The sequence below is a fragment of the Acidisoma cellulosilyticum genome (assembly GCF_020621385.1).
GTDB lineage: Bacteria > Pseudomonadota > Alphaproteobacteria > Acetobacterales > Acetobacteraceae > Acidisoma > Acidisoma cellulosilyticum.
The window spans coordinates 60,313-80,533 of record NZ_JAESVA010000003.1 but is presented as its reverse complement, the minus strand read 5'-3'; the positions used below and the strand labels follow the sequence as shown (position 1 = coordinate 80,533).

At 63.9% G+C, this 20,221-nt stretch carries 20 protein-coding genes; 11 read left to right on the top strand and 9 right to left on the bottom strand.

All coding sequences use genetic code 11. From position 1 onward, the window contains the following. Window positions 1-11 precede the first annotated feature (11 nt). Complete coding sequence (locus ACELLULO517_RS09050; protein WP_227307017.1) at window positions 12-1,721, top strand: glycosyltransferase family 39 protein; 1,710 nt, start codon at window positions 12-14, stop codon at window positions 1,719-1,721. Window positions 1,722-1,808: 87 nt separating this feature from the next. On the opposite strand, the gene ACELLULO517_RS09045 is transcribed toward ACELLULO517_RS09050, so the two are convergent. The 4 genes from ACELLULO517_RS09045 to ACELLULO517_RS09030 form a co-directional block, all read right to left on the bottom strand. Then, window positions 1,809-2,369 (bottom strand): NifU family protein, encoded by a 561-nt coding sequence (locus ACELLULO517_RS09045; protein ID WP_227307016.1) that lies wholly within the window; start codon window positions 2,367-2,369, stop codon window positions 1,809-1,811. A gap of 218 nt (window positions 2,370-2,587) precedes the next feature. Then, window positions 2,588-3,400, bottom strand: a complete 813-nt coding sequence (locus ACELLULO517_RS09040; RefSeq protein WP_227307015.1) for an ATP-binding cassette domain-containing protein — start codon at window positions 3,398-3,400, stop codon at window positions 2,588-2,590. Next, complete coding sequence (locus ACELLULO517_RS09035; RefSeq protein WP_227307014.1) at window positions 3,397-4,416, bottom strand: ABC transporter permease; 1,020 nt, start codon at window positions 4,414-4,416, stop codon at window positions 3,397-3,399. Before ACELLULO517_RS09035 ends, ACELLULO517_RS09040 begins: the two co-directional genes overlap by 4 nt. A gap of 82 nt (window positions 4,417-4,498) precedes the next feature. Then, window positions 4,499-5,602: a sugar ABC transporter substrate-binding protein gene (locus tag ACELLULO517_RS09030; protein WP_227307013.1), complete on the bottom strand. Its 1,104-nt coding sequence runs from the start codon at window positions 5,600-5,602 to the stop codon at window positions 4,499-4,501. Between the two features lie 289 nt (window positions 5,603-5,891). Between ACELLULO517_RS09030 and uraD the strand changes: the two genes are divergently transcribed. The 6 genes from uraD (at window position 5,892) to ACELLULO517_RS09000 (ending at window position 9,469) form a co-directional block, all read left to right on the top strand. Next, window positions 5,892-6,731: a 2-oxo-4-hydroxy-4-carboxy-5-ureidoimidazoline decarboxylase gene (uraD, locus tag ACELLULO517_RS09025; protein ID WP_264481423.1), complete on the top strand. Its 840-nt coding sequence runs from the start codon at window positions 5,892-5,894 to the stop codon at window positions 6,729-6,731. Window positions 6,732-6,978: 247 nt separating this feature from the next. Further along, window positions 6,979-7,284, top strand: coding sequence for an AtpZ/AtpI family protein (locus ACELLULO517_RS09020; RefSeq protein ID WP_227307011.1), 306 nt, complete (start codon window positions 6,979-6,981; stop codon window positions 7,282-7,284). A 21-nt stretch (window positions 7,285-7,305) separates the two neighbouring features. Continuing rightward, complete coding sequence (locus ACELLULO517_RS09015; protein ID WP_227307009.1) at window positions 7,306-8,058, top strand: F0F1 ATP synthase subunit A; 753 nt, start codon at window positions 7,306-7,308, stop codon at window positions 8,056-8,058. A gap of 26 nt (window positions 8,059-8,084) precedes the next feature. Beyond that, a complete protein-coding gene (locus ACELLULO517_RS09010) occupies window positions 8,085-8,318 on the top strand; it encodes an ATP synthase subunit C family protein (protein ID WP_227307008.1) in 234 nt (77 codons plus the stop codon). Between the two features lie 23 nt (window positions 8,319-8,341). Beyond that, window positions 8,342-8,935: a F0F1 ATP synthase subunit B family protein gene (locus ACELLULO517_RS09005; RefSeq protein WP_227307007.1), complete on the top strand. Its 594-nt coding sequence runs from the start codon at window positions 8,342-8,344 to the stop codon at window positions 8,933-8,935. A 15-nt stretch (window positions 8,936-8,950) separates the two neighbouring features. After that, a complete protein-coding gene (locus tag ACELLULO517_RS09000) occupies window positions 8,951-9,469 on the top strand; it encodes a F0F1 ATP synthase subunit B family protein (protein WP_227307006.1) in 519 nt (172 codons plus the stop codon). A gap of 74 nt (window positions 9,470-9,543) precedes the next feature. On the opposite strand, the gene cls is transcribed toward ACELLULO517_RS09000, so the two are convergent. Both cls and ACELLULO517_RS08990 read right to left on the bottom strand, forming a co-directional pair. Further along, entirely contained in the window at window positions 9,544-10,974 is a 1,431-nt protein-coding gene (cls, locus tag ACELLULO517_RS08995) for a cardiolipin synthase (protein WP_227307005.1), read from the bottom strand. Between the two features lie 42 nt (window positions 10,975-11,016). Further along, window positions 11,017-11,757 (bottom strand): DUF4410 domain-containing protein, encoded by a 741-nt coding sequence (locus tag ACELLULO517_RS08990; protein ID WP_227307004.1) that lies wholly within the window; start codon window positions 11,755-11,757, stop codon window positions 11,017-11,019. Between the two features lie 181 nt (window positions 11,758-11,938). Between ACELLULO517_RS08990 and ACELLULO517_RS08985 the strand changes: the two genes are divergently transcribed. Further along, window positions 11,939-13,411, top strand: a complete 1,473-nt coding sequence (locus ACELLULO517_RS08985; RefSeq protein ID WP_227307003.1) for an AMP nucleosidase — start codon at window positions 11,939-11,941, stop codon at window positions 13,409-13,411. 64 nt (window positions 13,412-13,475) lie between these two features. Here ACELLULO517_RS08985 and ACELLULO517_RS08980 read toward each other — a convergent pair whose 3' ends face one another. The 3 genes from ACELLULO517_RS08980 to ACELLULO517_RS08970 all read right to left on the bottom strand — a co-directional run bounded on the left by ACELLULO517_RS08980 (window position 13,476) and on the right by ACELLULO517_RS08970 (window position 15,617). Beyond that, complete coding sequence (locus ACELLULO517_RS08980; protein WP_227307002.1) at window positions 13,476-13,625, bottom strand: hypothetical protein; 150 nt, start codon at window positions 13,623-13,625, stop codon at window positions 13,476-13,478. 87 nt (window positions 13,626-13,712) lie between these two features. Continuing rightward, complete coding sequence (locus ACELLULO517_RS08975; protein ID WP_227307001.1) at window positions 13,713-14,651, bottom strand: bifunctional riboflavin kinase/FAD synthetase; 939 nt, start codon at window positions 14,649-14,651, stop codon at window positions 13,713-13,715. A 54-nt stretch (window positions 14,652-14,705) separates the two neighbouring features. After that, window positions 14,706-15,617 carry a tyrosine recombinase XerC gene (locus tag ACELLULO517_RS08970; RefSeq protein WP_227307669.1) on the bottom strand — a complete coding sequence of 304 codons (912 nt, stop codon included), beginning with the start codon at window positions 15,615-15,617 and terminating at the stop codon, window positions 14,706-14,708. Between the two features lie 72 nt (window positions 15,618-15,689). Between ACELLULO517_RS08970 and ACELLULO517_RS08965 the strand changes: the two genes are divergently transcribed. From ACELLULO517_RS08965 to atpA, 3 genes are all read left to right on the top strand, one after another. Continuing rightward, window positions 15,690-17,918, top strand: coding sequence for a primosomal protein N' (locus ACELLULO517_RS08965; RefSeq protein ID WP_227307000.1), 2,229 nt, complete (start codon window positions 15,690-15,692; stop codon window positions 17,916-17,918). Window positions 17,919-18,114: 196 nt separating this feature from the next. Beyond that, window positions 18,115-18,684 carry a F0F1 ATP synthase subunit delta gene (locus ACELLULO517_RS08960; protein ID WP_227306999.1) on the top strand — a complete coding sequence of 190 codons (570 nt, stop codon included), beginning with the start codon at window positions 18,115-18,117 and terminating at the stop codon, window positions 18,682-18,684. Between the two features lies 1 nt (window position 18,685). Then, window positions 18,686-20,221: a F0F1 ATP synthase subunit alpha gene (atpA, locus tag ACELLULO517_RS08955; RefSeq protein ID WP_227306997.1), complete on the top strand. Its 1,536-nt coding sequence runs from the start codon at window positions 18,686-18,688 to the stop codon at window positions 20,219-20,221.

Below are 20,221 nucleotides of genomic sequence, written 5' to 3'. Positions count from 1 at the left end.
GCGGAGAGACCATGTCTGCCGTATCGCCCCGCTCTGATGAGCCAGACTTAACCTTCCGGGGACGGGCGACGGCTTGGCTGGCGGCCCAACCGCAAGCGCGTATCGCCACGGCCTTATTCCTTGCCGTCAGCCTGGTTGGCTTTTTTGCGCGCTTCTACCGCATCGATTTCATGCCCTTCTGGCTGGATGAGGTCACGACCGTGAACCGGTCGAGCCTGCCCTTCTGGCCCATGGTGATCGATTCCCTATCCAATCATCATCTGCCGTCCTATTTCGCCTTGGCCTCGCTCTTCGGCCATTACGGCATGACGGAATTCGTGCTCCGTCTGCCTTCTGCCGTTTTCGGCGCGGCGACCTGCGGCGTGCTTTTTCTCATTGTCCGGACGATCGGCGGTTGGCGCGCGGGCCTTGTCGCGGGGCTTCTATTGGCTTTGTCACCCCTGCAGGTGCAATACGGTCAGGAAGCGCGGTCCTATACCTTCGTCATCCTGATGATGGCGATCGGGCTGCTGGGCTTTGTGCAATTGGCGCGTGATCCGCGCGGTGCCAGCCGTGCCTTCGGCCTGCCTGGCGCCAAACTTGCCCCCTGGGTGATCTATACGCTCGGCACGCTCGGTGGTCTGAACGTGTTGAGCACGGCCTTTTTCTGGCTGATCTCAGCCAATATCGGCGCGATCGTTATCCTTCTGCGGGATAAGCAGATCGAACGCCGCCGCTTTCTGTTGCGCTGGCTGGGGGCACAGGCCGTCGTATTGGCGGGCACGCTGCCCTGGTTCGGCGCCATGGATGTCTATACGCGCGGCAAGATGATGAATGCGACCAATTGGGTGCCGGATATGACGATGCATAGCTTCGTCTCGGTCCTGAGCACGCTCTATCTCATGCGCGTCTCCCGGTTGATCAATTTCCACCTGTTTCCTGCGGCCGCACCCGGTTTCGGCATTGTCCTGGTGGTGCTGGCGCTTCTTGGCCTGCTGTATCTGCGGCGCCGTCAGCGCGGCCAGGCTCGCCTGGACGTCGCCCCGTCGCGCAGCCTAATGCCGGCGCTGGTGCTGGTCGCGGCTCTGCCGCCGCTGCTGATCCTCGTGATTTCGATCTTCAAACCGCTGTGGATGCCGCGCTATTTGCTGTGGAGTTCGGTGCCCTTCCTCGTTTTCGTCGGCCTGGGCATCAACCAATTGCCAAGGCGCTGGCAGAATGGCGCGGTCGCGGCCATCGTCCTGCTCGCGGCGGTCAATCTCGCGCCCTATTACCATGCTGAGACCAAGCCGCGCTGGGACCTGGCGGCCGCCGAGCTGCGCAAGGACATGAAGCCCGGGGACATCATTCTCGCCTCGGACGAGTTGCCGGTCTATATGATGAACTTCTTCCTTAGCCGGAAAGGGGATGTCATCCCTGAGACCGACTGGACGAATGACGTCTTCCGGGCCGCGAACCATCTGCAAACTGGCGGTCGTGTCTGGGTCATGATCGGCCGGGTGGGTCAGGCAGACCGGACGCCGATCCCGAACTTCAAGCGCATCATCGGGCCGCTCGGCATGCCGGTCGCCTCGGTTCATGTCGGTGAGCTGATTACCATGACGCTCTATGCCAAGCCGCCGGTTCCGGCGCCGAAGGTCGCGACCCGCGCCGATGATTGCCGGATTATCGTCAGCAATAAGGGAAGCAGCCGGGTCGAACCGCTGACACCGTCAGGCTGCTTGTCTCTGGCGTTGCAATAGGGCTCTCACGGCCGGTCGCAGACAAACGGCCACAAAAAAGGGCGCCCAAACAGGGCGCCCTTTTTTGTGGCCGGACGGAAGGCGGTCTCAGAATTCGACCTGCTCGACCGCCACGACTTCTGGCACATAGTGGCGCAGCATATTCTCGATGCCGTGCTTCAGCGTGGCGCGGGAGGAGGGGCAACCGCTGCAGGCGCCCTGCATATGCAGCTTCACGATGCCGTCGCGATAGCCGTGGAACACGATGTCGCCGCCGTCGCTGGCAACCGCCGGGCGCACCCGCGTATCCAGCAGCTCCTTGATCTGATCGACGATTTCCTGGTCTTCGGGGGAGACCTCTTCTTCCGCGATCGCTTCGCCGGCCGTCTCGATAATCGGCCGCCCGGCGACGAAATGCTCCATCAGCGTGCCCAGCACCTGCGGCTTCAGACCCTGCCAGACTTCATCCTCGGTCTTGGTCACGGTGATGAAGTCATTGCCGAGGAAAACGCGGGAGACGCCGGGAAGCGCGAAAAGCGCAGTCGCCAACGGGCTGCGGCCGGCCGCTTCGACGGAGGCGAAATCGGCGGTCGCGCTGCCCATAACCTCACGGCCGGGCAGGAATTTCAGCGTCGCGGGGTTCGGGGTGCCTTCGGTCTCGATGAACATGCGCCTGAGCCTGCTTCTGTCTATGTCGCAGCCTTTATACAGGACGGACGCGGTCCTGTAACTTGCCAGCCATCCGGGCCAGGGTTGCGTCCAGGGAAAAGGCGATCACGGGACAATCGCGGCCGTCCGCGCAAAAAAAAGCCGTGCCGACACCCCGAAGGTGCCAGACACGGCGCAGGGCCTGATTGGTAGCGAGCGGCCGGCTAGGCGCGGCCGGCTTACGCGCCGCCGCGGACCACCTTGTAGTTCTGTCGCACGACATCGAGCAGCTCGGGCACCGAGGTCTCGGCGGAAGCACGTTCAAAGGTGACCTCGCCGTGCTGGAACATCATGATGCGGTCGGCGACCTCCAGCGTCTGCGCGTAGTTATGGGCGATCATGATCAGCGACAGATCGGCCCGCTTCTTCAGGCGGTCGATCAGATCCAGGATAAGGCCGGATTCGCGGGCGCCCATGGCGGCCAGCGGTTCGTCCAGCAGCAGGATCTTGGCCTTGGAATAGACCGCGCGGGCGATCGCCACCGCCTGACGCTGGCCGCCTGAAAGCCGCGCCACTTCCTCGTTCACGTCGGGAATATTGACGCCGATATCCTCAAGCGCTTCGGCCGCCCGATTCCGCATCTGGCGATTGTCGAGCAGGCGGAAAGGGCCGGCCCGCAGCGGTTCCCGGTTCAGGAACATATTGTGGTAGATCGACAGGCCAGGCACCAATGCCAGGTCCTGATACACGCATTCGATGCCGAGTTCGCGGGCATGGTCGACCGATTTCAGCGCCACGTCCTGCCCGTTGATGGCAAGCTTGCCGCTCGTCGGCGCCTGGAAGCCCGTCAGGATCTTGATCAGCGTCGATTTGCCGGCGCCGTTATCGCCCAGAATGCCCAGCATCTCGCCTTTGTTGAGATGGAGGGAGACGCCATTCAGCGCGGTCACCGCGCCGAAGCGCTTGACGATGTCGGTCGCGCGCAAGGCTTCTTGGCTGCCGGCCGCCTGCGGCGGCATCGGGGTGCTATGCACCTGCTGGGAGTGGCTCATTTCAGCTTCCCCATATTGCGCAGGCGCGCGAAGTGGATGTTGAAGACCATCGCGATAAGGATCGCGGCGCCGATGATCATGTCGAAGGTGAAGGCGTTGATGCCGTTGATGGTGAACCCATCCTGCAGCACGCCCAGCATCAGGCCGCCGAACAGACCGCCGATGATCGTGCCGGACCCGCCCATGAGGGAGGTGCCACCTATAACCGCCGCCGCGACCGCCATGAACATCATATTGGACCCGCCCGCGAGCGGGTCGGTGGAGCCGATGCGCGAGGCTTCAAGGATGCCGGCCAGGCCGGCCAGCGCACCGGTGATCACGAAATTGCCGATCTTGATCTTGGTGACATTGATGCCGGATTCGGCGGAGCCGAGCAGATTGCCGCCGACCGCGATCGTATGCAGGCCCCAGCGCGTATTGCGCAGCATGCCATGCATGAACAGCACGAGGATGACCGCCCAGGTGATTTCGGCGTAGCCGCCGCCCATCAGGAAGGAGAAGATCGCGTCGTTCGGCGTATCGACCGGAAACCCGCGGGAGATCGTCAGCGTGAAACCGTTGATCAGGAACATGGTCCCGAGCGTCACGACAAAAGACGGCACGCGCAGCTTGACCGAGATGAAACCGTTGAAGAAGCCGATGGCGCCGCAACCGATGATGGCCAGGATGAAGGCGATGATCAGCGGCAGGCCGGCATCATGGGCGAAATACATGATGAAAGGCGCGAGCGCGAAGACCATGCCTGCCGAAAGGTCGATTTCACCACAGATCAGCAGCATGATCTCGCCGCAGGCGATAACCACCCAAGGCGAAATGAATTGCGACAGCGTCTGCAGATTGGCGTCCGACAGAAAGTTGGCGTTCGTACTCTCGAAATAGATAATAAGCAGGATCGCGACGACCAGAATGCTGGCTTCGCGGATCCGAAGAAAGCCGTGCAGTCCGCGCCTGCCGATATGCGGTCGCGGTTTGGCGCCGAGATTGGCTTGCACAGGCTTCTGAGTATTTGCGCTCACTGAAGTTCCAGTCACTATCAGGGGGCGTGCGGAATGCCGGCGGACGCCTTGTGGGGCGCCCGCCAGCCGTTACGCAGCCGCGTTAACCGATCGGGCCGTGGGACGGGACGATTTGAGGCGCGCCGGAATTGCCTTCGTAGCGGGTCTTGGTCGCGAGATACGGACCCACCGTTTCCTTCGTCACGAACTTAAGGCCGGTGTTGATGTCGGCCGGGCCGACGAGACCGCCGGAGGCCTTGAACAGGAACATTTCCAGCACCGTGTAGAAGCCCTGCAGGTAGGGCTGCTGGTCGATTGTGAAATCACAGAAGCCTTCGCTGATGATTTCAAGCGTCTTGGGCAGAAGATCGAAGCCGCCGCCATGCACACCCTTCTTCGGAAGGTTGTACATCTTCATGGCCATGGCAACGCCCTGGGTGGAGCCGCCATCGACCGCGAACATGCCCTTCACGTCCTGGTGGCCCAGGTAATAGGCCTGCACCTTGCCGATTTCTTCGTTCAGGGTCGGGCCGGTCGCGATCTCATCGACCGTGATCGACTTGCCGGACTTGGCGATCGCGTCTTTTGCGCCATCGAAACGAGGCTGGATGTTCAGCTGGCCCGGAGTCGCGATGAACAGCGCCACTTTGCCGCTATCGACCAGATTGACGATATGCTCGCCCATTCCATAGCCGGCCTTGTAAAGGTCCTGACCGATATAGGCGAGGCGGCCGTTATTGCTGCCCGCCGGCACGTCGGCATTATAGGCAAAAACCGGAATGCCGGCGGCCAGCGCGCGCTCGGTCGGGGAATTGAAGGCCTTGGGATCGACAAGGCAGGTCGCGATCGCATCGACCTTGGCCGCAATCGCGGCATTGAAGGAATTGACCATCTGGCCGGCGTCGCTCGTTTCGGAACCCGTCCACTGATAGCTGCAGCCGAGCAGCTTGCAGGCGTCGGCGATGCCGTACTGGGTCGGGACGAAGAAGGGGTTCGTCGTCACGTGATTGACGAAGACGAACTTCCAGCGCGGGTGGTCAGGGAAAGCCGATTCCGCGGCACGGGCCTGCGTCGCGAGGCCGGCCAGCATCGTGGCGGCTGCACCGGCCGTGGCGCCGGTCAGCAAGCCGCGGCGCCGAAGGGCGGCCGTCGAAGGCGCTGCGGTTTCGGTGGACGCGACCGCGGGGCGGTCCTGTTCTTCACTCATGGAAGGCTCCCCAAACATGATCGCCTGAAGAAGACCCCCAGGCGTCCGTTCATCGTTATTGTGGTGTCGTGGCTTGGTCCGCGGCACACTCGCACCGTGCAGGTGCTCGCCCGCCTATGTGGAACATGGGCTTTTGTAGTGTCAATGGTCTGACCTATGGCGGACCGGCTATTGCATCGGTTCGAGCCGAAAATTAAAAACTGACGGTCTTTTCGACAAAAGTATTGAGAGAACACAAATGACGCAGACGGCTCCGGAGGCAAGAATTGCGATAGCCGAGGTCAATCGGATGACAAATGCTGCGTTCTGCGATTATTTTGCGGGCGTCTTCGAGAAGACGCCCTGGATCCCGGCGGCGGTCGTTGGATTGCGCCCCTTCGCGTCGAAGGCGGCCCTGTTATCTGCCATGTCAGATGCCCTGGCGCGGGCCGAGCCGGTGCGCAAGCTTGCGCTGCTGCAGGCTCACCCGGTGCTAGGCGGTCAGGAAGCGAAGCGGGGCGCGGTGACCGAGCACTCCAAATCCGAGCAGGCAGGACTTGGCCTCGACAGGATGGAGGGCGGTGAGGACGCGGCATTTGGACGTCTCAATGAAGCTTACCTGGAACGTTTCGGCTTCCCGTTCATCATCGCGGTGCGCGGCCAGCGCGATCGGCAGGCCATCCTGACCGCGCTCCGGCAACGGTTCGAGCAGTCCTTGGAAACCGAGCGGGAGACGGCGCTGGCCGAGGTGGTCAAGATCGCGGGCTTCCGTCTTGACGGGCTGGTCGAACAGGATGCGGCCGCAGCGCTGCCGCTGACCCTCAGCCTGCATGTGCTGGATACGGCGTCCGGCACCCCGGGTGTGGGGCTGGCTTTCACCCTGACACGAATCGAGGTGGACGAGGCCCGCGTGCCGCTTGCCGGTGCCGCGACGGATGCCGGCGGCCGCTGGGCGCTGGATCGGGCGACGGCACTGCCGGCGGGTCTATATGAATTGGTATTCGAGGCCGGGGCCTATCAGGCCATCCAGGGGCGGGACAGTTTCTATGACCGGATCGCGCTTCGCTTCCGGATGCAGCCGGACGGCGGTCACTACCATATCCCGCTCATCCTTTCGCCCTTCGGCTATTCCACCTATCGCGGCGGCTGATCGGGTTCCGTCATTGACAGATTTATATTTTTTGCGGGCCGTTTCGGTTCATCCTCGAACGGCGCGTGAACAGCGGATCCCTCGATCATTTGCGCAGCGGTTTCTGAGCGCTGTCGCAAAAGAATAAAAAGAACACGCGTTAATGGGCCGTTGCTTTCTTGACACCAAAGGGGGGGGTCGGTAGCAGACGGTTGCCCTGGGTCGGCAAGTGTTTGCACGGGCCCATCGACGGTTTTGGGGGCAAGGAATGAGCGGCGACCACGGAAGAGATTCTTTCGAGGAGCGTCTGGCGAAAGCGCGTGGCAGCGCGGGGCTTGATCGGCCGGTCCGCAAGGGACCATCCGATAAGGTGGCCGACAGCAACGCGATCAGGATCGCCATGCGTCTCGGGGTTGAAATGGTTTCGGCGCTCGTTATCGCTGTGGTGATCGGTTGGGGTCTCGACCGGCTTTTCCACACGCGGCCTTGGATTATGATCGCCTTCGTGCCGGTCGGCGCGGCGGCGGGGTTACGTAACGTTTTTCGGGCCATGGGTCCGGGAAGCAACAGCTAGTCTGGCTACTGGGAAACGTTCATGGCTGGTCCTTCGATTGACGCGCTTGGCCAATTCAGGCTGACGACCGGCCTCGGGCCGATCGGGCATGCGGTCAATTTCACCAATTCGAACGAGATGATGCTGCTCTCTGTCGGCCTCATCATCGTCGCCTTCGGCCTGACGCTGCGCACGCGCGCGCTGGTCCCCGGTCGCATGCAGTCCCTGGTTGAGACGCTCTACGAGTTCGTCCACGGGATGTGTGTCGATACCATCGGCGAGGAGGGGCGGAAATTCTTCCCGCTCGTCTTCACGCTCTTCATTTTCATCCTGCTCGGCAATCTGCTCGGGCTGTTTCCGTATTTCTTTGCCTATACGAGCGGCATCGTCGTCACGCTCGCCATGGCGATGTTCGTGTTCCTGTTCTCGACGGCGGTCGGCTTCTACATCCATGGCTTCAAGTTTCTGAAGTTCTTCGTGCCGGCCGGCGTGCCGGGCTGGATGCTGCCCATGCTGGTGCCGATCGAGATCATCTCCTACCTCTCTCGTCCCGTGTCCCTGTCGGTTCGACTTTTCGCGAATATGACGGCCGGCCACGTGATGCTGGAAGTGTTCGCGGGCTTCATGATCCTGCTAACGGCAAGCCTTGGCGTGTTCGGCGTCGTCGCCTCCATCATTCCGCTCGGGCTGAATATCGCACTCATGGGTCTCGAACTTCTGGTGGCCTGCCTCCAGGCCTATGTGTTCGCGATCCTCACCTGTTTGTATCTGCACGACGCCGTGCATATGCACTGAACTAAATCCTGAAAGGACATAGGATTATGGATATCTCTGCTCCGCTTCTCGCCAAGGACATCGGTGCGGGTCTCGCCACCATCGGCGTTGCGGGCGCTGGCGTCGGTATCGGCAATCTGTTCGGTAGCTTCGTCTCTGCCGTCGGCCGTAACCCGGCCGCGCGTGACCGTATGTTCCGTGACGTGCTCCTCGGCTTCGCGCTGACGGAAGCGGTGGCGCTCTATGCGCTGGTTATCGCTCTCGTCATCCTCTTCACCTGATACGACGGACGCCGAAACCGACCATGAGCCGCCTTTTCACCACGGCTTCGCTGACCAGCGGAGTAGCGCTTGGGCTTCTGGCCCAGGCCGGCGCCGCGCATGCGTCGTCGAACATGCCCCAGATGGATTTCAGCAATCCGCTGAACGGCAGTCAGGTGGTGTGGCTGGTTATCATCCTGGTCGTCCTCTACCTGATCCTGTCGCGCTGGGCGCTTCCTGGTGTGGGCGCGGTCCTCGCGACCCGCAGCCAGCGCATCCAGCGCGATCTGGACGCGGCGCATGCTGCGAAGGTGGAGGCGGATGCCGCCGTGGCCGAATTGCACGCGGCGATCAAATCCGCCCGTGACGAGGCCAATGCCGAAGTCGCCCGCGCGACCGAAGCGGCGAAAGCCGCAGCGGCCGAACAGGCGGCGGCGCTGTCCGCCAGGCTCGACGTTCAGCTTGAGAAGGCTGAGGCCGAGATTGCGGCGGCTCGTCATCAGGCCCTGACGGCTATCCGCCCGATCGCCCGCGAGACGGCAGCGCTGCTGATGACGCGGCTGACGGGTCAGGCTTTGGATGAGGCTCAGCTCAACCAGGGTATTCACGATGCGCTCGCCGCACGCGGCCTCGCCTAATCAGGAACCCGCAGGATGCAATACGAATCCCTGATATCGCCGCTGGGCCACGGGACCTTCTGGGTCTTCGTGGCGGTGGTCATCTTCGCCGTTCTGTTCGGCCGCAAGATTATGGGGCCCATCCTCGGCGCGCTCGATCAGCGGGCGGTGACGGTTCGTCAGTCGCTTGACGAGGCCTCGCGCCTGAAGGTCGAAGCGGAAGCGATGCTGGCCGATGCCCGCAAGAAGCGGGCGGAAGCCATCGCGGAAGCCAAGGATATCCTGGAACGCGCCAAGGCTGAGGCAGCCCGCACGGTCGCCGAACTGGCGGCCGAAGCCGAACAGCGTGCGAAAGCGCGTGAGCGTATGGTGCAGGAGCGGATCGACGCCGCCCAGGCCTCTGCCGTCACCGAAGTCCGCAACACGGCGATTGATGTGGCGATTGCGGCCACCACCGCGGCGCTGCGCACGGGGCTTTCGTCCGAGCAGGATGCGAAGCTCGTCGATCATGCGATTGCACAAGTGCCGACGGCCTTCACCCGCCGCGCGGCCTGATCGTCTCGACGCCTACCACCAAAAAAGGCCGGTCCGCAGGGACCGGCCTTTTTTGTGTCGGCGGGCCGTTGCACTTACAGATAGGGCAGCAGCAACCGTGCGGCGGCGTCGCGCATCCTGAGCAGGAAGGAGCGCGTATGGAGTTCTTCCAGCGTCAGCGGCAGGCTGTGGTTTTCCTGCACGATCTGCCCAAGGCTGGTCGCGAGCGCCTTGTCATAGGCCTCAATGCTCAGCTCGAAATTCAGACGGAAGCTGCGCATATCCCAGTTGCTGCTGCCGATCAGCGACCATTCGCCCTCGATCACCATGATCTTGGAATGGCGGAAGGGCGGTGGGCAGCGCCAGATGCGCACGCCGGCTTCCAGCAGTGGCCCCACATTCGCCCGCGTCGCCCAGTCCATCATGCGATGCACGTTCTTCGACGGAATGACGACGTCGACCGCGACACCGCGTAGCGCGGCCAGGCTCAGCGCCGTGATCACCCGCTGATCGGGTAGAAAATACGGCGTCATCACCTGAATGCTGGTGCGGGAGCAGGAGATCGCCTGCAGCACCGTCTGCTCGATCTTCTCCAGATCCTCATCCGGGCCCGCAGTCACCACACGGGCGACAGACGGGCCATCGGGACGCAACTCAGGATACCAAGCCTCTCCCTGCAACTCCTCATGCGCGACGAAAGCCCAGTCTCGGATGAAGGCATAGGTCAGCTGGGCCGTGATGGGACCTTCGACGCGGAAATGCGTGTCCTGGATCGGCTCCGGAGGATTTTTGGCCAGCAGGTTCTGGTCGGCGATATTGACGCCGCCGGTGAAGCCTATTCGCCCATCCACCACCAGAATCTTCTTGTGGGAGCGAAGATTGAGGAAGGACATCCGCCACGGCATCGATGAATGCATGAAGCGTCCAGCCGGAAGGCCGGCGCGGCGCAGCGCGCGATAGGCGGGCGAGAGCAGCCAGCCACTGCCGATGCCGTCGACAATGACGCGCACGGCGACGCCGCGCTTCTGCGCTTCTGCCAGCGCCGTGATGAAACGATGACCGATCGCGTCGGCGCGGAAGATGTAGGAGGAAAGGCCGATGCTGTGCTCGGCGCGGGCGATGGCCTCCAGCATGGCCGGATAGGCCTCGTCGCCGTTGTTCAGGATGTCTATGCGGTTACCGGTCTCGATCGGCCGGCCGGTAATGCGCGCGATGCCAAGCTGCAGCGGCGCCAGGGCATGATCCTCGTTCGCCGCATCGCCGGTCCTGCGGTGGCGGCGCGTCCGTGCGGCGGAAGGCGCACGTAGCCGTATCGCCCGGCGCCGCACGCGGTTGATGCCAAGCACGAAATAGGTCGTACCGCCGAAAAAAGGTGCGAACCAGGCGAGGCCGATCCAGGCGGCGGCCGAGGCGGTATCCTTCTTCGTCAGCAACACATGGATGGTGACCGAGACCGCGATCACGAATCCCAGCGAGAGTTCCAGGCCGGGTTTGACCCGCGTCAGAAACTCCATCCACTCATCCATCGGCGTTCACATTCAAAATTCCGTCACCTTGCGCAGATGGCGTCATTGCGGCGCAATCCATCCTTCGGAGGCGAAAAACTGACGAATCTGTCCGGCAACCTTATTGCCGAGATTGGCAGCCTCCGGTTCCAGCCCGGTGCGCGACCGCGCCACCGTGCCGGCGGTCATCCCGGCGACAGCCAGGCCCAGATGGCTCGCGGCGCCGGCCGCACCAAGGGCCAGGCCCGGCGTGCGGCCGCTGGTGGCATCCGCATGGTAGCTTTCCAGAGGACGCACCAATCCGCCCGGCAGCGCGCGCAGAACGCCGACATCGGCTTCAACCTGGCTTTCGCCGGCACCGAAGCCGATCACCGCCCGGCGAGCCGCGTTCCCGGCCGCGATCTTGGTGATCTGGCCTTGCAGCAGGACGGCGCCCGGCGGGCCAGCTTCGCCCGGATAGGCCGCGCGGGCGGGCAGGCCCATTTTCGTGACGTCCTCCACCAAAGTCTGGGTGATCGTGGCTTTGACCGATTCTGCGATCTCCGCGCGTTTGGCGTTCGGGTCTTCGCCGCTGGAATTCAGCTTAGCCAGAACGCCTGACGCAAGCTGCACCTCCGCCGGATCGACCGTGAACGGATAAACCAGCACGATCTCGGGCCGCCGTTCGATCACCGAGGGATAGCCGGTGGGTGCCGCGTAATTGGCGGTGTTCTGCACATGGGTCGCGCATCCGGCGAGGGCGAGAAGCCCGATCGCGGCAGCGGGCCAAAGCCTGATTCGAGCAAGATTGTCCGAGCACTTCATCGCTAAGCCCTTCTGCGCACTACTTTGTCGGGCAAAGACCACGCTTAGACGGGCGCGTCGATGCGCTTTTCTGGTTCTATCTCTACGGGGGCGCTGGCTGCCGTCGCCGGGCCGGGGTGGCAAGCCGCCGCGAGACCCGCTAACGCGTGGTGATGAGATCCGTTCGGGGGAGGGGTGCGTGATGGATGATTTTACCTCGATGCAGGAACTGACGCCCGAACAGGCGGTGGCGCGGCTGGAATTCGCCTATGACCACGCCTGTTCCGCCCTGCGGGACGCGCTGACGCGCTACGTCAAAACCGGTGTCGCCCCCACGGCGGCGGAGCGGCGGCATTTCCGCTACCCCCGTCTCGACGTTACCTGGCGGCCGACCGGCGCCATCCACTACACCAGCCGCGCCTGGGCCAAACTGCAGAATCCCGGCGTCTATTCGACGACAGTGACCCAGCCGAATTTCTTCCGCCCCTATCTGCTGGAGCAGTTGGAGCCGCTGGTCTCGGAATTCGGCGCCAGCCTTACGGTCAGCATCAGCGACCTGGAAATTCCCTATCCTTACGTGACCGAGGGCGGGGATGAATTCGCCCATGGCGCGGTCCAGGTGGCGGAGCTTGCCCGCATTTTCCCGACGCCGCGCCTCTCGACGGTGGGTGACGAGGTCGCCGACGGCCTATGGATCTTCGATCCCGACAAGCCGCGCCCGCTGGCGCTGTTCGACGCCGTCCGCACGGATTTCTCGCTCAAACGCCTGCAGCATTATACGGGCAGCCATTGGCAGAATATTCAGCCCTGGATCCTGCTCACCAACTATCAGCGCTATGTCGATGGTTTCGTCCGCTACGGCTTGGCGGAACTGGCCCGGCCCGGCTCACCCTACGCGGCGCTGTATCTGCCGGGTGGCGCGGTGGTGACAAGGGAAACCCCAGCCGATGAGGCCGCGGCCATTGTCGCCCGCGCGCCCTGGCAAAGTTTCCAGATGCCGGCCTATAGCCTGACGCGCCTGGACGGGCAGGGCGGCACGACCATCGTCAATATCGGCGTCGGTCCGTCCAACGCCAAGAACATCACCGACCATCTGGCCGTGCTGCGGCCCAATTGCTGGCTGATGATCGGTCATTGCGGCGGGTTGCGGCAAAGCCAGGTGATCGGCGATTACGTGCTGGCGCATGGTTATTTGCGGCGGGACCGGATTCTGGACGATCTGCTGCCGCCCGAAGTGCCGGTGCCGGCCTTGGCGGAAGTGCAGCTCGCGCTGCAGGAAGCCGCCGCCCGCGTGACGGGCGATCGCGGCGAAGCCCTGAAACGCCGCCTGCGGACCGGCACCGTCGTCACCTATGACGACCGCAATTGGGAATTGCGTTGGAGCCAGGAGCGTCGGCGCATCAATCTCAGCCGCGCCATCGCGGTCGATATGGAGAGCGGTACGCTCGCGGCCCAGGGCTACCGGCTACGTGTGCCCTACGGCACGCTGCTTTGCGTCTCGGACAAGCCGCTGCACGGCGAGATCAAACTACCCGGCGCCGCGACTGCCTTTTATCAGCGGGCGGTCGGCGAGCATCTGGCGATCGGGCTGGAAACGATCGACCTGCTGCGCGGTCAGCTCCATTCGCTGCATTCCCGCAAGCTGCGGGCCTTCGACGAGCCGGTTTTCCGGTGAGGTTGATACAAAATCGTCGCCTGCGGACTCGTTTGGCGGGCGACGATTTTGTCTCAGGCGAGGCTCAGCGGTAATAGCCGTAATGCGGCCCACCGTAACCGCCGCCATAGCCACCGTGGTAATAGCCGCCTGGACCATAGGGGTAGTAGCAACCGCCCAGCGCCAGCGCGATCAAGGCGCCGGCGCCAAGCCGGATCAATGTAGACTTAGACATGACGAACCCTCCTTGTATCTGAAGGGAAGTTTCGCCCTCGGGTGTAGTTTTATCTTGTTCGGTTCCTGGCCGAACTAAGGAGGATTGTTACAGATTAAGTCTGCCGAGCAACGCGGCTGCCTGTGCGGCATCGGTCAGAATCTGCTGGCGCAGCGCGTCGAAGCTCGGGAACTTCTGCTCGGCGCGCAGGAAGCTGTGCAGCGATACGCCGATCTCCTGCCCGTAAAGATCGCCGTCGAAATCGAAGATATTGACCTCGAGCCGGCTCTCCACGGCGTCAGTGACGGTCGGGCGCAAACCGATATTGGCCACACCCCGGCGTGTCTCGCCATTCGGCAGACCGACGGTCACGGCATAGACGCCGCGCGCCGGCTCCAGATGCTGACCCAAGGGTAGGTTGGCGGTCGGAAATCCGATCGTCCGGCCGCGCTTGTCGCCATGGGCGACTTCGGCCCGGACCGTCCAGGCACGGCCGAGCAGGGCATTGGCCCGCTCGGGATAGCCGTCCTGCAGCAGGCGGCGAATGCGGGTGGAGGATATCGGCCCCTCCGCATCGCTCAGGATCTGCGCGGGGGAAAGGCCGATGCCCAGCACCTCCGCCCGACCCGCCAGGAAGGGCACATTGCCGCCACGGCGATGGCCGAAGGCGAAATCGGGCCCGCAGACCAGATGGCTGGCGCCGATCCGCTCATGCAGGATGTGGTTCACGAAATGCTCGGCCGGCTGCTGGCTGAATTCGTGGTCGAAGCGCTGCACGAACAGGAATTGCACATGCAGCGCCTCCAAAGCGGCCGCCTTCTCCGTCAGCAGCGTCAGCCGGAACGGCGGATCGCCGGGGCGAAAAAATTCGCGCGGATGCGGCTCGAAGGTGACGACGCCCAAAGGCGCGCCGGGCCGCGCGGCATGGGCCGTCTGCACCACGGCGGTATGGCCCAGATGGACCCCGTCGAAATTGCCGAGTGCCACGGTCGCACCGCGGGCTTCGGCTGGGACAGGATGATCGGCGTCGATGATCTGGATGGTCATGAGATGGTCTGAGATGCCAGGCAGGGGGATGCTGTCAAGTCACGGACCCGGTTTTCAGGCCCGCGGATGGGCGCGGCGCCAGGTCGCCATCAGCTGGGCCGTATCGACTTCCGTATAGCGCTGCGTGGTGGAAAGGCTGGCATGGCCCAGCAATTCCTGAATGGCGCGCAGATCGGCGCCTTGGGCCAAAAGATGCGTCGCGAAGGAATGCCGCAAGGCGTGCGGCGTCGCATGTTCGGGCAATCCGTTCAGGCGTCGGAAATCCCTCAGCGACTTCTGGGCGATGGCGGGGTCCAGCCGTTTGCCACGGGCACCGAGGAATAACGGCGCGTCCGGCTCCGTCTGCCAATGCAGGCGCAGCCAGCGCTGTGTCATATCGCGCGCGATGGCGAGGACGGGGACGATGCGCGTCTTGCCGCCCTTACCGGTGACGCGCAGCGGCGCGTCCGATCCCGGCAGCGGCGCGTCGGTGCGGTTGAGGTTGAGCGCCTCCGAAATACGCAGGCCACAGCCATAAAGAAGCGTGAACAGAGCCGTATCGCGCGCCTGGATCGCCGCGATATCCGAGACTTCCCCGATTTCCTTCGCGACGCTTTGTGCGTCGGCCACGGTCAGCGCGCGGGGCAGCGGCTTTTTGGCGCGCGGCGTCGCGACAAGACCGATCGCCGCATTGGCGACACCCTTCTCACGCTCGACATAACGCAGGAAGGATCGCACGGCCGATAGCTTCTTGGCGCGCGTGGCATTGCCCCGCGCATTGGCGGCTTCCTCGGCCAGCCATGCACGGAAATCGGCGCCCGTCAGCTGGCCCAGCGCGGTGACGTCCGGCTCGCCGGCCAGATGCCGGGTGAGGAAACCAAGGAATCCGGCCAGGTCGCGGCCATAGGTTTCCAGCGTCAGCTTGGCCGAGCGCCGTTCGGACCCGAGCCAGACCAGCCATTCCTGTCGCAAATTTTCTGCCAGCATCGCCTGTCCGATCGTCTGCTGCATCCCACCCTACCTCTAGCGGCCAGGCCCCAGCTGTGCGAGGGGCGAAGCATGGATGGCAATGAGCTGGATCTATGGGGTGAAGACGCCGGAAGGCCAGCGCCCGCGCGCCGCGTCTCCGTGCTTTTGCCCCTGCCGCTCGGCCGCCCGCTCGATTACCGGCTGCCGGACGGCGAAAGCGCGGAACCCGGCACCATCGTGCTGGCCCCGGTTCACGGCCGCATGCTGCATGGCGTCGTGTGGGACAGCGAGCCTGACCCTGGCTTCCCGCTCTCTCGCCTGAAGACGGCTTCCGTCGTTCCGGGCCTGCCACGCCTGGCGCCTGACCTCCGCCGGCTGATCGATTGGGTGGCGGGTTATACGCTGTCCGCACCCGGTGAGGTTCTGGCCATGGCGATCCGTTCGCCCCTGCTCGCCCCCTTGCCGGACAGGACGGTGACGCTGTGGGGCGCTGGGCCGTCCATGCCGGAGGGCGCGCAGCTTACCCCGGCACGGAAACGCGTTCTGGAGATTTTGGCGGAGCATGAAACCCTAAGCCTGCCCGATCTGGTGCGGGAAGCCGGTATCGGTGCCGGCGTCATTCGCAGCATGGCAGAGCGCGGCTGGTTGACAGCGACCGAAGGCGCCAAGGCGCCAGCCTTCGCCCAGCCCGATCCGGCGTATCAGGGTGCAGCCGTCCTCTCGGGCGACCAGCGTGCGGCCGCCGATGCGCTGGCCGCCAGCGTCACCGAACGCGCCTTTTCCGTGACCTTGCTCGATGGCGTTACCGGTTCGGGTAAGACAGAGACCTATCTGGAGGCCGTGGCGGAGGCGATCCGGCTCGGGCGCCAGAGCTTGATCCTGCTGCCGGAAATCGCCCTCTCGGCGCAGTGGCTGGAGCGCTTCGCTCGTCGCTTCGGCGTGCCGCCGGCGGTCTGGCATTCCGACCTGTCGCCGGCCACGCGGCGCCGCACCTGGCGGGCGGTCGCGGACGGCACGGCAATGGTCGTCGTCGGCGCGCGGTCGGCTTTGTTCCTGCCCTTCGCCGATCTCGGCCTCATCATCGTCGATGAGGAGCACGAATCGGCCTTCAAGCAGGAGGAAGGCGTCATCTACCACGCCCGTGACATGGCCGTGGTGCGGGCGCGGATCGAAGCCTTGCCGATCGCGCTCGTGTCCGCCACGCCGAGCCTGGAGACTTTGGCCAATGTCGAAGCCGGGCGTTACCGGCGCCTGTCGCTCGCCTCCCGGCACGGCGGGGCCAGCCTGCCCGAGGTCACGGCGATCGACCTGCGATCGACCCCGCCCGAGCGCGGGCGCTTCATCGCGCCGCCGATGATCCAGGCGATTACGGACACGTTGGAGCGGGGGGAGCAGGCGATGCTGTTCCTCAATCGCCGGGGCTATGCGCCGCTGACCCTCTGCCGCCATTGCGGCCATCGCTTCGCCTGCCCGCATTGCACGGCCTGGCTTGTCGAGCATCGCCAGCGCCGCATTCTGCAATGCCACCATTGCGGTCATTCTGAAGGGATGCCCGAGGCCTGCCCGGCCTGTGACGCGACGGACAGCCTGACACCGGTCGGGCCGGGGGTCGAGCGGGTGACGGAGGAAATCGAGCTTCTGTTCCCCGACGCGCGCCGGCTGGTCATGGCCAGCGACACGATCGGCGGCCCGGAAGGGGCGGCCCGCGCCGCCCGGCAGATTACGGATCGGGCGGTCGACCTCATCATCGGCACGCAAATCGTCGCCAAGGGCTGGCATTTTCCGCATCTGACGCTGGTTGGCGTCATCGATGCCGATCTCGGCCTCGCCGGCGGGGATCTGCGGGCGGGCGAGCGGACTTTGCAGCTTCTGCATCAGGTCGCGGGCCGCGCCGGGCGCGCGGAAGCGCCGGGCCGGGTGCTGCTGCAAAGCTACGCGCCCGAACATCCCGTCATCCAGGCGCTGATCAGCGGCGATATCGCGGCTTTCATGGAGGCCGAGGCCGAGGGCCGGCGCCCCGGCCATTGGCCGCCCTTCGGACGGCTGGCCGCCCTGATCGTCTCGGGCGAGGATATGGTGGAGACAGATCGCGTTTCGGCCGAGCTCGGACGGCGCGCACCGCACGCGCCGGGGGTCGAGGTACTGGGGCCGGCACCGGCGCCGCTCGCGATGCTGCGCGGCCGACACCGGCGGCGCCTGCTGCTCCGCACGCGAAAGGATATCGCGGTCCAGCCCATTCTGAAAAATTGGTTGTCGGAAGTTTCTATTTCTCGAAATGTTCGTGTTGATATCGATGTCGATCCAGTCAGCTTCCTTTGAAACTGTGCTCTGGCCGGACGAAAAATAAAGGCGCTCCGATGCAATCCCTGTCGGAAAGGCGCCTTACCTCCGTTGCTTCGCTGAAACCCCTATGATAGTTCCGCCCCATCGACGACATTATGCGTAGGCGTCTCGGGAACCGTTTCTCGGACAAACGTCGCGAGAGCGTCTCGACAACAGATGACGGGTAGGACAAGTGGCCTCGGGCGCCGGCACTCAATCTTCGAACCAGATCCTCGCGGGACGCTATGCGACCGCGCTGTACGATTATGCAGGGGAGATGGGTTGGCTTGATCGCGTCATCGAAGAGATGGACGCGCTGGGCCGGCTGATCGACGAAAGCGCTGATTTTCGCGCGTTTCTCTCCAATCCGCTGATCGACGTGCATGAGGGCACGAAAGCCGTTCGCGCTGTGCTGCAAGCCCAGGGCTTCGGCAGCATCGTTCAGGATTTCGTGGGCGTGGTTTCCAGCAACCGCCGCCTGTTCTTCCTGCGCCCGATCGTCACAGCCTTCGCGGCTTTGGTCGACAAGAAGCGCGGCCTGGTTCGCGCCGAAGTCGTGTCCGCCCATCCGCTGACCGACCTGCAATCCACCCAGCTGCGTGCGCGCCTGACCGAACTCGGCTACGGCCGCGTTAATATCGAGCAGACAGTGGACCCGTCGATCCTCGGCGGCCTTGTCGTGAAACTCGGCGCTCGCCTCTATGACACCAGCCTCAAGTCGCGCCTCCAGCGACTGCAATACGCCATGAAGGGAGCAGCCTGATATGGAGATCCGCCCGGCAGAGATCTCGGAGATCCTGAAGAAGCAGATCGCCAGCTTCGACTCCGATGCCAACGTGACCGAGACGGGTCAGGTTCTGAGCGTCGGTGACGGCATCGCCCAGGTTTTTGGGCTGCAGAACGTCATGGCTGGTGAACTGGTCGAATTTCCTGGCGCCGGCCTTAAGGGCATGGCGCTGAACCTCGCCGCCGACAGCGTCGGTGTGGTGATCTTCGGTGACGACAGCGGCATTCGCGAAGGCGATACCGTTGTCCGCACCGGCGACATCGTGAATGTGCCCGTCGGCAAGGGCCTTCTCGGCCGCGTGGTCGATGGCCTCGGCAATCCGATCGATGGCAAGGGTCCGCTCAGCACCACCGAGCGTCGTCTCGCCGAAGTGAAGGCCCCCGGCATCATTCCGCGCAAGTCCGTGCATGAGCCGATGCAGACCGGCATCAAGGCGATCGACGCACTGATCCCGATCGGCCGTGGCCAGCGCGAGCTGATCATCGGTGATCGTCAGACCGGCAAGACCGCGGTCATCGTCGACACCTTCCTGAACCAGAAGACGGTCAACGCCGGTGATGACGAGAGCCGCAAGCTCTACTGCATCTACGTGGCCGTCGGTCAGAAGCGCTCCACCGTCGCCCAGCTCGTGCGCACGCTCGAAGAATACGGCGCGATGGAATATTCCATCGTCGTGGTGGCTTCCGCGTCCGATCCGGCGCCGATGCAGTTCCTGGCGCCCTATACCGCTTGCGCGATGGGCGAGTATTTCCGCGACAACGGCATGCATGCGCTGATCGCCTATGACGATCTGTCCAAGCAGGCGGTTGCCTATCGCCAGATGTCCCTGCTGCTGCGCCGCCCGCCGGGCCGCGAAGCTTTCCCGGGCGACGTCTTCTATCTGCATTCCCGCCTGCTCGAACGTGCCGCCAAAATGTCCGACGCCATGGGCGCGGGTAGCCTGACGGCGCTGCCGGTCATTGAAACCCAGGCGGGTGACGTTTCGGCCTATATCCCGACGAACGTCATCTCCATTACTGACGGTCAGATCTTCCTGGAGACGGAGCTTTTCTTCAAAGGCATCCGTCCGGCCGTGAACGTCGGCATCAGCGTCTCCCGCGTCGGTTCCGCCGCGCAGATCAAGGCGATGAAGCAGGTTGCGGGCAAGATTAAGCTGGATCTCGCGCAGTATCGCGAAATGCAGGCTTTCAGCCAGTTCGCTTCCGACCTCGACCCCACGACCCAGCAGCTGCTCGCCCGTGGCGCGCGTCTGACCGAGCTTCTGAAGCAGCCGCAGTTCCACCCGCTTGCGGTGGAAGAGCAGGCGGTCGTGATCTTCGCCGGCGTGCGCGGCCTTCTGGACCGCGTTCCGGTCAATAAGATCGTCGAATTCGAGCGCCACTACGTGACCGATCTGAAAACCCGTGAGCCTGGCATCCTCGACTCGATCCGCGAAAACCGCGAGATCAAGAAGGACGTCGACGATAAGCTGACGGCTTTCATCAAGAAGCTCGTTGACGAATTCGTGGCCTAA

Bases quoted from the DNA above. Each gene is read 5' to 3' on its own strand.
- ACELLULO517_RS09010 (WP_227307008.1), top strand. From the start codon at position 8,085: ATGGATATCTCTGCTCCGCTTCTCGCCAAGGACATCGGTGCGGGTCTC.
- ACELLULO517_RS08980 (WP_227307002.1), bottom strand. From the start codon at position 13,625: ATGTCTAAGTCTACATTGATCCGGCTTGGCGCCGGCGCCTTGATCGCG.
- ACELLULO517_RS08985 (WP_227307003.1), top strand. From the start codon at position 11,939: ATGGATGATTTTACCTCGATGCAGGAACTGACGCCCGAACAGGCGGTG.
- ACELLULO517_RS08975 (WP_227307001.1), bottom strand. From the start codon at position 14,651: ATGACCATCCAGATCATCGACGCCGATCATCCTGTCCCAGCCGAAGCC.
- ACELLULO517_RS09005 (WP_227307007.1), top strand. From the start codon at position 8,342: ATGAGCCGCCTTTTCACCACGGCTTCGCTGACCAGCGGAGTAGCGCTT.
- ACELLULO517_RS09000 (WP_227307006.1), top strand. From the start codon at position 8,951: ATGCAATACGAATCCCTGATATCGCCGCTGGGCCACGGGACCTTCTGG.
- ACELLULO517_RS09045 (WP_227307016.1), bottom strand. From the start codon at position 2,369: ATGTTCATCGAGACCGAAGGCACCCCGAACCCCGCGACGCTGAAATTC.
- ACELLULO517_RS08965 (WP_227307000.1), top strand. From the start codon at position 15,690: ATGGATGGCAATGAGCTGGATCTATGGGGTGAAGACGCCGGAAGGCCA.
- ACELLULO517_RS09015 (WP_227307009.1), top strand. From the start codon at position 7,306: ATGGCTGGTCCTTCGATTGACGCGCTTGGCCAATTCAGGCTGACGACC.
- ACELLULO517_RS08970 (WP_227307669.1), bottom strand. From the start codon at position 15,617: ATGCTGGCAGAAAATTTGCGACAGGAATGGCTGGTCTGGCTCGGGTCC.
- ACELLULO517_RS09050 (WP_227307017.1), top strand. From the start codon at position 12: ATGTCTGCCGTATCGCCCCGCTCTGATGAGCCAGACTTAACCTTCCGG.
- ACELLULO517_RS09040 (WP_227307015.1), bottom strand. From the start codon at position 3,400: ATGAGCCACTCCCAGCAGGTGCATAGCACCCCGATGCCGCCGCAGGCG.
- ACELLULO517_RS09020 (WP_227307011.1), top strand. From the start codon at position 6,979: ATGAGCGGCGACCACGGAAGAGATTCTTTCGAGGAGCGTCTGGCGAAA.
- atpA (WP_227306997.1), top strand. From the start codon at position 18,686: ATGGAGATCCGCCCGGCAGAGATCTCGGAGATCCTGAAGAAGCAGATC.
- cls (WP_227307005.1), bottom strand. From the start codon at position 10,974: ATGGATGAGTGGATGGAGTTTCTGACGCGGGTCAAACCCGGCCTGGAA.
- ACELLULO517_RS08990 (WP_227307004.1), bottom strand. From the start codon at position 11,757: ATGAAGTGCTCGGACAATCTTGCTCGAATCAGGCTTTGGCCCGCTGCC.
- ACELLULO517_RS09030 (WP_227307013.1), bottom strand. From the start codon at position 5,602: ATGAGTGAAGAACAGGACCGCCCCGCGGTCGCGTCCACCGAAACCGCA.
- uraD (WP_264481423.1), top strand. From the start codon at position 5,892: ATGACAAATGCTGCGTTCTGCGATTATTTTGCGGGCGTCTTCGAGAAG.